General features: G+C 59.0%; 12 protein-coding genes. 9 read left to right on the top strand and 3 right to left on the bottom strand.

Going from position 1 to position 12421, the window contains the following annotated elements:
- Positions 1-219: 219 nt before the first annotated feature.
- The 5 genes from NW852_RS05405 to NW852_RS05385 all read left to right on the top strand — a co-directional run bounded on the left by NW852_RS05405 (position 220) and on the right by NW852_RS05385 (position 4826).
- Entirely contained in the window at positions 220-696 is a 477-nt protein-coding gene (locus tag NW852_RS05405) for a DUF4168 domain-containing protein (RefSeq protein ID WP_414371314.1), read from the top strand.
- Positions 697-1141: 445 nt separating this feature from the next.
- Positions 1142-1291 (top strand): hypothetical protein, encoded by a 150-nt coding sequence (locus tag NW852_RS05400; RefSeq protein WP_414364307.1) that lies wholly within the window; start codon positions 1142-1144, stop codon positions 1289-1291.
- A gap of 120 nt (positions 1292-1411) precedes the next feature.
- Positions 1412-1987, top strand: coding sequence for a DUF2062 domain-containing protein (locus NW852_RS05395; RefSeq protein WP_414398534.1), 576 nt, complete (start codon positions 1412-1414; stop codon positions 1985-1987).
- Positions 1988-2185: 198 nt separating this feature from the next.
- Positions 2186-2974, top strand: coding sequence for a type I methionyl aminopeptidase (gene map / locus NW852_RS05390; RefSeq protein ID WP_414364341.1), 789 nt, complete (start codon positions 2186-2188; stop codon positions 2972-2974).
- 7 nt (positions 2975-2981) lie between these two features.
- Positions 2982-4826: a chloride channel protein gene (locus NW852_RS05385; protein WP_414364305.1), complete on the top strand. Its 1845-nt coding sequence runs from the start codon at positions 2982-2984 to the stop codon at positions 4824-4826.
- A gap of 158 nt (positions 4827-4984) precedes the next feature.
- On the opposite strand, the gene murG is transcribed toward NW852_RS05385, so the two are convergent.
- The 3 genes from murG to NW852_RS05370 are packed head-to-tail and all read right to left on the bottom strand — an operon-like array spanning position 4985 to position 7493.
- On the bottom strand, positions 4985-6073 hold the full coding sequence (gene murG, locus NW852_RS05380) for an undecaprenyldiphospho-muramoylpentapeptide beta-N-acetylglucosaminyltransferase (protein WP_414364303.1): 1089 nt from the start codon (positions 6071-6073) through the stop codon (positions 4985-4987).
- Between the two features lie 5 nt (positions 6074-6078).
- Positions 6079-7077 (bottom strand): photosynthesis system II assembly factor Ycf48, encoded by a 999-nt coding sequence (locus tag NW852_RS05375; RefSeq protein ID WP_414377721.1) that lies wholly within the window; start codon positions 7075-7077, stop codon positions 6079-6081.
- Positions 7077-7493 carry a rubredoxin gene (locus NW852_RS05370; protein ID WP_414371309.1) on the bottom strand — a complete coding sequence of 139 codons (417 nt, stop codon included), beginning with the start codon at positions 7491-7493 and terminating at the stop codon, positions 7077-7079. The genes NW852_RS05375 and NW852_RS05370 overlap by 1 nt, the downstream gene beginning before the upstream one ends.
- 345 nt (positions 7494-7838) lie before the next feature.
- Between NW852_RS05370 and NW852_RS05365 the strand changes: the two genes are divergently transcribed.
- The 4 genes from NW852_RS05365 (at position 7839) to NW852_RS05350 (ending at position 12267) form a co-directional block, all read left to right on the top strand.
- Positions 7839-8249 carry an FHA domain-containing protein gene (locus NW852_RS05365; RefSeq protein ID WP_414364298.1) on the top strand — a complete coding sequence of 137 codons (411 nt, stop codon included), beginning with the start codon at positions 7839-7841 and terminating at the stop codon, positions 8247-8249.
- Between the two features lie 804 nt (positions 8250-9053).
- A complete protein-coding gene (locus tag NW852_RS05360; RefSeq protein ID WP_414364296.1) occupies positions 9054-9596 on the top strand; it encodes an FHA domain-containing protein in 543 nt (180 codons plus the stop codon).
- 145 nt (positions 9597-9741) lie between these two features.
- The gene (locus NW852_RS05355; RefSeq protein WP_414364294.1) at positions 9742-11757 is read left to right on the top strand and encodes an FHA domain-containing protein; all 2016 of its coding nucleotides are present in this window, start codon (positions 9742-9744) and stop codon (positions 11755-11757) included.
- Positions 11758-11814: 57 nt separating this feature from the next.
- Positions 11815-12267 (top strand): hypothetical protein, encoded by a 453-nt coding sequence (locus NW852_RS05350; RefSeq protein WP_414362169.1) that lies wholly within the window; start codon positions 11815-11817, stop codon positions 12265-12267.
- Positions 12268-12421 lie beyond the last annotated feature (154 nt).

The following is a 12421-nucleotide window of genomic DNA, read 5'->3' as shown; positions in this document are numbered from 1 at the left end:
GGGAATACTCGCGTGGCGAGCAGCCTTTGGAGAGAGTACTACGACTGTACAACCAGTTTTCTGTTTCTACAATATGTCCAGCAATATGTCCAGGATAGGTTTCCCATACTGCGTTAAACCCTTAGACGGCAGACAGACCTCTTGCTACTCTGGCTTCAGGCATGACCTGAGCCATGGGGGTTTTGGTCGGTCTCAGTCTAGGTCTAGGGAGTTTTGGGCATGAGGAAATTCGCGTTGCTGGTGAGTCTGGGATTGACTCTAGGATCCCCGCCGCTTTGGGCACAGAAGGCAACCTCGCTCCCCAGTCCTGCTGCAACTCCTTCTCCGGCTACAGGGGGGGATCCCAGCGCGCAAGCTTCCCCAACTCTAACTCCAGAGCAAGTTACCGATGCTCAGGTGGAGCAGTTGGTGCAGATTCTGTTGGAATTGGATCCTTTGATCCGGGAAGCCAGCGCTCAGTTGCGAGAGACCCAGAACGAAGAAGAGTACGAGCAGATTATGCAGCGCACGGAAACCCAAGCCAGCCGCATTGTCGAGAAGCAGGGGCTGACGGTGGCCGAATATCGCGAGCTGATGACCCTGGCCAACGAAGATCCTGTTCTGAACCAGCGAGTGCGGGCCCGCTTGCAAAAAGTGATCGAAGAAAGGGAGTCCTCTGCTTCTCCCCAGCCAGCCACCCCGACGCCTAGGCCCTAGGTTGAGCCGACTGCTGTTGGCTGGAGACAGAAAGAACCTAGGGCAACCGCGAGGTAGAACAAGTGTGGCCGGCCTCGCTGTTGAGGCAGATTTTCCCTTGCAACAAGTTCACCTGTTGTTGTACAGGGGTCAAGCTCAATCCTGTCCCTCCCTGCCGCCACAGATCCGAGCTGGGCACGCGCTAACCACTATTTGACGCTAACCTTGCAGGTACAGCGCAAGCCTTCCCGTCTTGCAAGGTAAAAAATAAAACGAGCTGCGAGGCAAATTATCAGCCTATTGGTGCAAGTTCCTTTCGGCATACAGCTCGCCAACGTAACCCCGTTAGCGGGTGGGGGGCCAAAGTTGAGGTACTGAGCAACTTTTTGGCAATCTTCCGGCTCCCGTCTCCCCAGGATGAGATCCTAGAATTGGAGTCTTCTAGGATCTTCTCTGGGACTTGAGGATGACAACTCCGCCTGAAAAGCCCGCCCCCAAAGTTCAAGCGGGATCTCTGCGAGCTGTGCTGAGCGTTGCACTGTTTCTGTTCTTACTGGCGCTGGTTTCCTACTTGAGTCTCAACTTCGTGCTGGCCTTGGTGGACAAGCTCAGCTAGCCACCCCCTGAGGCGATCCCTCGGCGCCGATCTGCCGGTAACCCTTTGTCTTCGGCAGCAGGAAAGATACAATGGATTTACACGGCTTAACACCTTTTCTCAGTTTCTACTCTCGCCATCATGAGCCCCCTCTCGTGGCTGAGACCATTTTCTTGGTTCACAGGTTCGCCGGGATCCGCTGTGCCCTATCTTGAGTCTCAACCTGCGCTGACGTTGCCCCGCCGGGATCTGGGCTGGAGGCGGTGGCTGCGCTACCTATATTTGCGCCTGTTGCGAATGCAATCCTCTCCCAAGGAGATTGCCCGCGGCCTGGCGGCGGGAGTTTTTGCGGGTTGTTTTCCCATCTTCGGCTTTCAAACCCTGGTGGCTCTGCTGTTGGCCGTTCCTTTGCGGGGCAACAAGCTGGTGGCGGCGGCAGGAACCTGGGTGAGCAACCCCCTCACCTATGTGCCGATCTATGCGTTTAACTACCGGGTGGGAGAATGGCTACTGGGATCCCGAACAGCCTTTGCCACTTCGGAACTGGTGGTAGCCCAGAACTGGATGCAGTGGGGCCTGGAGGTCTCGGGTACGCTCTTTGTCGGCTGTGCATTTGTCGGGTTTTGGGGTGCCCTCGTTAGCTACTTTCTGGGGCTGTGGCTGGTGCAGCGGATCCGCCGGCGGCGGAGAATGGGCCGGGTCTGCAATACCCTGTGAAGGGATGTAGGGCGGCTCAGAAGGCCCAACCCAAAGCTGGACTAGGCCGGGATCCCTGGCGGCTCAGACTTCAGAGATGGATCGAACTTCGGAGAACAGAAGGGTTTGACGATGGAAGACATGCGATCGCTATTAACCGATCTCAGCCGCCGCTCGCAGCGATGGGGGGAACAATTGGGATCCGCCTTGCAGACGGGCATGAGCCAGCTTACCCAAGCTCCTCAGCCGATTGTGTTGCTCTCGCCGCGGGAGCTGGAGAAGATGCGACGGGCCTGCCGCCTGGCCGCGGATCTGCTCAAGCACCTGGAGCCGATGGTGCAGCCGGGGGTTACCACCCAAGAGCTTAACGACGAGGCGGAGCGCTGGACGCGGGCCCACGGGGCCAGGAGCGCCCCTCTGGGCTACCACGGCTTTCCCAAGTCCATCTGCACCAGCGTCAACCACGTCGTCTGCCACGGCATTCCCAGCCCCAAACAGATCCTGCGGGAGGGGGACATTATCAATATTGATGTCACCCCAGTTTTGGATGGCTACCACGGCGACACTTCCAAAACGTTCTTTGTCGGGCAGCCTTCCGAGCGGGCGCGGCGTCTGGTGGAGGTGGCGGAAGAATGCCTGCGGCGAGGCATTGCCGCCGTGAGGCCAGGCGGCAGAGTTGGGGATATCGGGGCTGCCATCCAGGAGTACGCCGAGTCGCAGGGCTACAGTGTGGTGCGGGACTTTGTCGGCCACGGGGTGGGACGGCAATTCCACACGGCACCCCAGATCCCCCACTACGGCGAACGGGGGAAGGGGGAAAAGCTCCGCCCCGGCATGGTGTTCACCATCGAGCCGATGATCAACGAGGGTACCTGGGAAGTGAGGGTGCTGCCCGACAAGTGGACGGCTGTTACGGCAGATGGCAAGCTCTCCGCTCAGTTTGAACATACGGTTGCCGTTACCGAAACCGGCGTGGAGATCCTGACTCTGCCTTCTTCAAGCTCCTAAGCCCTTTATGGACAGTGTGAGCGCTGCCGATCCCCGCCTGCGTCTCTCCTCTGAGAATCTACTGCTGCTGCTGGCGGCAGCAGCGGGGTTGGGCACAGGGCTTTTGGTGGTGGGGTTTCGCTATCTCATCGGCTGGTGCCGCTATCTTTTGCAGGATACTCTCGTCGATAGCATTGTCAGGGCTGCGCAACAACACGGCCTGTTGCTGCTGGGATCCTGGGCAACCATTTTGGCGCCACTGCTGGGGGGTCTGTTGATCGGCACTCTGGGGGTGGTTCTGCCTTTCCCCAACCTCAGCCTCTCCAGTTTGGTGAGTTCCAACCGACCTCTCGCCCCTCGCCCAGAGTGGATCCCCCTTAAGCTGGTGGCTGCTGCCATCTCGTTGGGGGCGGGAGCCTCGCTTGGGCCAGAGGCCCCCAGCGTGGAAAGCGGGGCCCTGCTGGGATGTCTGCTCGGGCAAAACCTGCGCCTCTCGCGGGAGCGAGTGCAACTGTTAATGGCTGCAGGGGCAGCGGCGGGGCTGGCGGCGGGGTTTAACGCGCCGATTGCTGGGGTGTTTTTGGCGCTGGAGCTGGCCTTAGCTCGCTCCTTTACCACGTCGGCCGTCAGCGTCGTGGTGTTGGCAGCGGTGGTGTCGGCCCTGATCGCCCAGGTAGGGCTGGGGGCGCAGCCGGCCTTTCTGCTGCCGACCATTACCCAGCCGGCTTTTGTCTTACCTGCCTACGAGCTCCACAGCCTCCTGGAGGTGCCCCTCTATTTGGGTTTGGGCCTTTTGGCCAGCTTGGTCTCCATCGCCTTCGGCTACGCGCTGGAATGGGGCAAGCACCTGTTCGGTAGTGGCCTCCTGGCGGCCTGGCCGGCCTGGAGCAAGCCGATTCTGGGCGGTGGGATCCTGGGCTGTGTCGGCCTGGGGATCCCGTTGGCCCTGGGGGTGGGCTACGAGACGATTGAGTTGATTCTGCAGGCGGTGCCCTTTTCCCTCGGCCAGCTTGGCCTGCTGTTGCTAGGCAAGTTATTCCTTAGCGCAGTGAGCTTGGGCAGCGGCTTTGTCGGGGGAACCTTTGCCCCGGCTTTGTTCTTGGGGGCGGTGTTGGGGGCAGGCTACGGCCAGGTGTTGGGAAAGGCTTTGCCTGCTATTGCCCTCTCTCCCCCTGCCGCCTACGCCATGGTGGGCATGGGGGCGGTGTTGGCGGCCAGCGTGCGGGCTCCCCTAACGGCGATTTTGCTGCTGTTTGAGATGACGCGGGACTACCACATCGCCTTGCCAGTGATGGCAGCGGTGGGCTTGAGCATTTGGCTAACGGAGCAGTTGCACCCGCCGGCCATTTACCCTTCCGCCCGTCGCAGGCAGGAGCCGAAGGGCCTGACGGTTCAAGAGGTGATGGTGCCCCCTTCTCTGCTGCTGCAACAGGATACGCCCCTGCGGGAGGCCCTGGAGCGTTTGCTGCAACAAAAGTGTCACAGCGCTTTGGTGGTGGACGGGCAAGAGCGGCTGCGGGGCATTCTCACTCTGGAAGACCTCGAGCGGGCCCTGGCCCACAGGGAAGCCGGGGAATTGGCCGAACTGACGGTAGAGCAGGTCAGCCAGGCTCCTGTGCTCACTACCTTCCCCGACGAGGCCGTGGCGGTGGCCGCCGAGCCGATGTACGAATACGATTTGCGCCAGTTGCCAGTGGTCTCGCGGGAGGATCCGGAGCATGTGGTTGGCCTCCTGGATCGGGAGCGGGTGTTGCTCTCCCAAGAGATCGAATCTATGCGGCAAGTCCTTGAGCCGGAAGTTCTTGCTCCAGATGGGGGCAAAAATGGGATCCCTGCCCAGCCCACCCCCTCCTCCCCTACGCCGGCAGACTAGGGAGCAGCGCTGCCGCAGCGGGGCGGAGGGACATTCTTGACACTCCTCCACTAAAGTCGGGGGATTCTTACGCAGTCCATAAACGAACTCACAAAGGCACTGTCAAGACGCCTCTACACAGTTCCCTGCAGCAGAGCCCCAAGGTTCTGCTGGGGGAGTTAACGGGCAGAATCTCGGCAGATCTCCTGGAGCAGGTGGGCAACTGCCTTGCTGGCAGCGGGAAGAGCTGTCGCCTTCAAGTTGGCGGCCATTTGGGCAACCACCTGGGGCTGAGCCAGCCAGGCCAGCACCGTCTGCCGCAGCAAGGCTAGATTCTCCTCAGATTCTCGCATGACCACTCCCCCACCCCGTTCCACAAAGGCCAGGGCGTTGTGATACTGATGGTCTTCGGCGGCAAAAGGATAGGGGATCAAAATGGCGGGGGTGGCGGTGGCCCACAACTCTGCCAGGCTGAGGGCGCCAGCTCGGCTGATGGCAAAAGTTGCCCGCTGCAGCAGGGCCGCCACATCGGTGCGGAAAGGAAAAGCGCGGTAGCGGGGATGGGAAGGGATCCCAACCTCACTGCCGCCGGTCAAATGCACAATCCAGGCCCCTGCCTCCAACCAGGCCGGGGCACAGGCGGCCACCATGCGGTTCAGGCCCCGTGCCCCCTGGCTTCCCCCCATCACCACAATCAAAGGATCCCCCTCCGGAATTGGCAGATCCGCGGGCAAGGGCTGGGGCTGATAGAACTCCGATCGCACCGGCGTGCCCACCACGCAGGTGATCGCCCCTGGCAAATGCTCTGCCGTTTCCGCCATGCCCAGGGCCACCAGCCGACAAAATCTCCCCAGCCAGCGGGTCACCTTGCCCGGAAGGCAGTTGGACTCATGTAGCAACACCGGCACCCCCAGCGAGCGAGCCGCCAAGATGGTCGGGGCGGCGATGTAGCCGCCGGTGGTCAGTACAGCGTCAAACCGTCCTTTCCTAAGGATCCGCTGCACCTGCAGCGTTGCCCATGCCAACTGACCCAGGGATCCCAGCTTCTGCCAGGGGGATCCCTGCCAGCCGGACATGGCCACTCGGTGCAGCGGGTAGCGATCCGGCACCAGCTTCGCCTCCAGCCGCTGCGGCACCCCCAGCCACTCAATCTGCCAGGTTGGCAACTGCTCGACAACGGCCAGCGCCGGAAAGATGTGTCCTCCCGTTCCGCTGGCCGCAACCAACAGCCGCAGAGGTGAAGCTGTGTCCCTGGCGCGTGTGCTCACCCGTGTTAGGAGCCGTTGAGATCAACGTAGCGCAGGAGAGTACCCCGCTGCCCGAGGATAAACCCTTGCTCCGGGCCGAAAAACTCAATGCTGTAGAAATTGGCGGGAATGTTGCTCAATTGCTTGGCCTGCTCCCAGGTTTTGCCGCCATCGGGGCTATGGATGAGGGTAGCGCCGCCGCCTACCACCCATAAGTCGTGGTCGTTCTGGTAGGCCGCATTCAGATAGCCAAAGCTGAGGGCTCGCCCAGGGCGCAACGGCTTGGACCACTCGCCGGAGGTGAAGTCGTCCGTGAAAGCAATCTCCGCCCCTTGGTTCAATTTCCAGGCGCTGCCGTTGGGGCCAAAGCCCATGTTCTGAATGCGGCGAGAGCTTTCCCGTGGATACGGCTTCCAGGACCGACTTTCGGGGGTGTAGAGAAAGTAGAAGCTGCCCCGCGATGACACGGCCAGATACTCTCCTCCTGGGCCGCGGGCAATGTTTTTAATTGCCCCAATCGGTTCTTCTACCTGGGCATGCCAGGTCTGTCCCCCATCTTCTGTGCGGTAGATGGCCCCCACATTGGTTACCATCTCAGCAGCCCCAGGCCCCAGGGCTTGGATCAGGAGCGGCTCCCCCGGCAGTTGGTTGCTGAGGCGGATGGAAGTCCAGTCGGATCCCTCGTTGAGCGTGTGGAGGAGGATCTTCGGCTGCCCCACCACCCAGCCTTCTGCTCCAGCAAAGCTAATCGAGCTCAGGTAGGCTTCCGGCTCCAGTGCCGTCAGCTTGCGCACCTGCCAGTGGAGGCCACCATCCTGAGACTCCAACAGCGTCGCTTTATCGCCCACCAGCCAGCCATGAGAAGGGTTGGTGCCGGTGAAAGCAATGTCCAGCAGGATGTTCTGGGTGGGCACCTCGACTTGTTGCCAGGGCACCACCTTCATGTCTGGCATCCGCGCCGCCATCAGCAAGAGAGAGAAGGCAGCCAGCAGCACCAGTCTCCAGAGCTTAAGCATCTTGGCCATCACTCGACGAAGTAGAAACTCATCAAAAACAAAAATCCCAGCGCCAATCCCAAGAAGATGAGTAGGTTCTTTTGGGCAGGGGTCATTACATTGACCCCCAGGCCGTAGCGCAAGTTCTCTTGAAAACCGGAAGGCTTGCCCTTGGCGCCCACCGCTTGAAACAGGCGCTTGCCGGCGCGGCACACCGGACATCTCCAGTCGACAGGCAGCTCCTCAAAGGGCACACCTGCGGGGATCCGATTGAGCTGATCCCCCTTGGCCGGCTCGTAAACATAGCCACAAGAGCGACATTCATAGCGCTGCATGCGCATGGGATCGCCAACCTGCGCATCGGCTTCATCTTCCGGCAACTCGATTAGCTTCGGTACCCTGGAGGGCTTGGGCGGGTTGACGGGATCCAGTTGCGAGCCATTCATGGTCTGGGAGGCATTTGCATCACCAGATCTTATTATGAGAGGAATTGTTACAAAAATCTACTCGGCCTTCTGATCCTTTCCTCAAAGCACCGATTGCCAACTCGGGGGGCGGGGAGATTTTGCAGAGTTAAAAACAGCCACGAGATGGGATCCCCTGGGACTCCGTCTTGAACAGGGGCCTACCTGGCCTATCTCTTGACACCTCTCCGGCAGCGTCAAGGAACGTCGTCTCACTCGCCAGCGGGGCGAAGGGGTCTGCCAGACAAACCGGCCAGGGTTCACGCCTTGGATCCCATGCTATGTTTTGACTATCCTATTCCCATGTTGTGCCAGTGGGTGTCCGCCATGACCACGCCCCCTCGCCGACCTACCCTCAACCACGTGTTGATCGTCAAGGATCGCCACGGGCCAAAGGCTTACTGGCTGACAGCCGAGCTCTATTCCCTGGGGCGGGATCCGAGCAACAGCATCCGCATCGACTCCCAATACGTCTCCCGCCACCACGCCATTTTGGTGAAGACCGAATCTCCCTCCTCTCCCGATGGGTTTACCTACCAAATCATCGATGGAGACATCCATGGCACGCCCAGCACCAACGGCCTCTACATCCGGGGGGAGCGGGTGGAGTTTCGCGATCTCGAGGACGGAGACGAGATCCAGTTTGGCAACGACGCTACTGCCACCTACTCCCTGCAAGCTCAGGATTTGGACAGGATTCTCTCCACCTTTGAAAATACCCAGATCGTTGGCCTGTGAGAGCCGATTCATCAGTTGGGGGGGAAGGCGGTGGCGGGGTCATTGACTCTTTGCAACGCAGCAGCTCTTGGATGAAAAGGCTGTTGGCCTGCTGGCGCGAACGGTGAGGGGGGCGCTGCCTGCCAACGTGGAATAGAGAGGCTGTTACTGGCTAGCGGGCGCTACCCAGGTCTGCAAGCTGGCTTCAACTCCAGAGCAGGCGACCAAGAGGGGCCTACGGCTTGCTGCGCGAAAGAGGCCACCCTGCAAGCCCCCGCTGCTACTGGCACCCACACCAACCCATAGGCCAAGCGGGAAAGCGTCAGCCCTGTCTGTATCCAAAACCAGGTGTCAATCCGGCTTGTGAGTGGGAGGGGATGTGGACTCCGACGCAGCCAAGGGGATTTCCCTAGCTGGGGCTGCTACAGGCCAGACTAGAAGTTCGTGGCTGGGTTGCTAAAAGCCCTCCGTTTTAGCTGTGGGCTAGTTTACGTTTGGTGGAGTGCTTTGAAAACTGTTTGGCCAGAGGTGTGAAGAACACAAAACATGCATCCTCCGGGGATCGCTGGAAATTTACAGCTCTAGGCTCCATGGCGGGGAGCGCTTGGGTAGTGTTTCAAGCGGAAAGGCAAAGAGATGTAATTCGGAAAACCTAACTCAGGTGATCTCAATCAGCACGAGCCTCTGTTCAAGAAGATAGGTTACAGTTAACCAAAGGGATAACAATTTTGACGAAAAAGACATCTTTTCCTTTCTAAGCTGACTTTTTGATAGGCTGAGGTCGATCACAGGGAACGGAGGCGTTGAACCGTGGAGCATGAAATCGTGTATCAACTAACCCTGGAATGGGTCGAGGCCGACCGGCGCCGATCTCAAACGGTGTTGCCCGTCCTCGGCAAGCTGGTTACCATCGGGCGGGATCCCGGCTGCGATGTGGTGCTCAACGACCCAACTCGCTCGGTCTCAGGAATCCATGCCGGGCTTTATCTCGATCCCAAAACTCTCAAGTTTTACATTCGCAACTTGACCCGGGATCGTTTGCCGCCTAAGCAACCCAACCCCATTTGGGTGAATGGCCGAAAAATCATTCAGGAAGAGCCTGCGCTCGAGGCCAATAGCCAAATTCAATTGGGGCGTATTGTGCTGAGCATAAAATCCATAGAGGTTGCCGGAAAAGATCAAGGGGTTTCTCTGAACCGCGGGACTTTGGGCACCCTCAAGGTTAAGTGCAGCCGCCTGGAAAACCCTCACTACCTGCCCCCGGAATATCAGGGCCAAAATTGCCCCTATTGCGGACATTTGGTCTTAAGTGCTTCGCTGGTGATCCCTCCTCCAGAGGCTGACAGAGCCCCGCGATCTCCTGCCTAGAGAACTAAACCGTTCCATTTTTCTCTTGGAGCCCAGCAGTTGAAAAAGGGATCCCAAGCCAAGTCCATGGTGACTCATGAGATTACATTGTTCTGTGTTGTTCTCGATTGAGTCATTTTTACCTTTACAGAGGTGAACAAAAGCCATGCAAATTCAACTAAGCTGGGAAGATCCCATTACCGAAGAACAGCAAGAGCTGATTTTTCCATTGCCTCTTGCCTTGGGCAGAGAGCTGGCCCAACTGCCCCAGGAATGGCAGGGGCAAGAAGTGGCCCGGGCGGTGTTTGCTAGCCGGGAGATCTCCCGTTACCACGCCCTTATCTATCTCGGTGAGGATGGTCAGGTCATCTACGAGGATCGCAGTGCCAACGGCAGCCGCATCAATGGGGAAAAAATCCGACAAGCACGCCGGGTGCTGCAGGGCGGGGAAGTGGTGGAGCTCGGCCCCTACAGCATCACCGTCAGTTTGCTGAGGGATCCCAACGCCACCCTGTTGATCGGCACCCCCACCCTTTTGCTGGAGCCCCGCACCGACCTCATTCGACCGGCCACCCAACCCGACACCGCATTTGAGGTTCCCCCGGCTTCCACGGTGGTTTTCGCCCCGGAGCAACTCCCCGAGGTGCGGGCCAGCTCAGACTTTCCGCCACCGGACTTGTTTCGAGCCGAGCAAATTGCCCTGAGCGCTCTCAAAGCCACCGGCCTACCCGTGGAGGAGACCCTCTATTTGGCGTTGGGCGGCGGTATGGGCAGCTTTGTCTGGGTGGATACCCTGCGCATCTATGGGGTCAGATCCGAACACATCCGCGTCATCAGCATTGCCCGCAAACCCTACGAACGCTATGAACGGCTGTTGACCAACTGCCAGATCCCCCGTTGGAAGCGAATTCGCTCCGGCTCCGATTCTTGCCCGGACAACATTTGGGGCTGGCCCGGCTATGCCTTGCGAGAGGCCTGGCGCTCTTTTTTCTCTGGCCAATTGTTGGAAGCACTCGGCTTTTTGTGGCAGGTCTTTAGTGAGCCTTTGTTGGCAGATACCTACACACCGCTGGCAGGGAATGTATTTGCCTCGATGGATCGGGAAGCAGCTCGCATTGGCTGGGATCAAATGCTTTGCTACGGCCATATTCGCGCCGTTCGCAAAACGGAGGATGGGCGATATGTGGTGGCCTATTCGGCAACGCGCCCCGGCCATACAGATCACCGCTTTATGGTGGCCAAGTACGTGCATTTGGCAACTGGGTACCCGGCCATCAGACTGCTCAACGATCTGCAAGAGTTTCGGGAAAAAACTGGCGATCTAAAGTCGGTGGTACACGGCTACGAGCCCCATGATCACGTTTATGAGCAATTGGAAAAACAGGGCGGCACGGTCTTGATCCGCGGATTTGGGATCGTCGCTTCCCAGGTGATGGAGCGCCTCTACCAAGCCCGCAAAGTCAACCCCCGCATCTCGGTGGTGCATCTGAGCCGTGCGCCCAAAGGCGGCAATCGCTTCGGACGGGCCAAACGGGCGGTGGAAAACCATTGGGAGTTTCAGCCTTTTAACTGGCCCAAAGGCACTTGGGGCGGGGTTCTGCGCGCCAAATTGGAAGCAGCAACCCCCCTGGAACGGCGCGAACTGCTGGAAGCCTGGGGCGGCACCACAACGGCAAGCCGGCGCAAGTGGCGGCGGATCGTGCGGCAAGGGCTGCAGGAGGGCTGGTACTCGATTGTCTTTGGCAAGGTGGAATCGGTGGTTCTCGGCGACAAGGGCAAGCCGGTGACCTACATTCGAGGTACCCACAACAACACCCAATTGAAGGTGGAAGCCGATTTCGTTATCGATTGCACGGGCTTGGTTTCGGATCCCATGACCAATCCCCTCCTCAATGATCTGATTACCCACTACAATCTGCCCCTCAATCCCCACGGACGCCTACATGTTTCCAACGATTTTGAGCTGGTGGAGATGCGCAACGGGGATGGACGGATGTACGCTGCCGGGATCATCACCTTAGGTGGACCCTATGCGCCGGTGGATACGTTTTTGGGCCTGCAGTACTGTGCCCATCGATCGGTGGAGCACTTGGCTCGGCTGGGGGCACCAGGGGTTAAAGGTCTAGAAGGGATCCGATCCCTGTGGCAGTGGTGCAAGTGGGCCTTGAACCTCAGCCCTTAGCCTTTGAACTGAAGCCAAACGAACTAACGATTTGGGCCAACGAAACTGGAGGAAACCATGACACCCACTCTCATTGGCCGTTGGCAAACCCGCATTTTTTTACTGGCTACTGTAGGTGTTTTAGCGACTTTGCCTTTTTACTTTGGACTGACTGGACATAGAGGCAGCCTTACCTATTTTTGGGTGCTGTTCTACGTAGGTTTGTTTGGCTGTGTTTGGGATGTTGTCTATAACTACCTGATGGGGTGGAGGTGGGATCACGATTGGCCTGGGATCCTGCAGCTTTTGGCCGGCATTTGGGAAGGGCTTTTCTTGGGCACAGTCCTGAGTCTGGTGGGCCTTCCCCATATCCCAAGCCAACGGTTTGACCTGGGCGACTTTATTCTCCACTACAGCGTGGTCTGGGTTTGCCTTTACCTCAGCGCTTGGGTGGTGATGCGGATTTTGTTTCCCCGCTGGCGCTTTCGCGGCGGAGAGTGGCTGGGGCCATGGCCTCGCTCCGACAACTAGAGAAACCAGAGTTTTGCCCCCCGCAAGCCTGTACTCTGATGGCTCGCACCCAGATCAACCTCTACCTGGAGATCCTTTGCGCCCCTGGGATCCTGCTGAAGCCGGATCCCTGCCGCCTCAGCTCCAGCTAGGGTGTCGGCTGGATTGACCAGAT

Origin of the sequence: Synechococcus sp. H60.1 (genome assembly GCF_047462335.1) — a bacterium.
Classification (GTDB): Bacteria; Cyanobacteriota; Cyanobacteriia; order Thermostichales; family Thermostichaceae; genus Thermostichus.
This window is presented reverse-complemented; position numbering and strand designations above follow the sequence as displayed.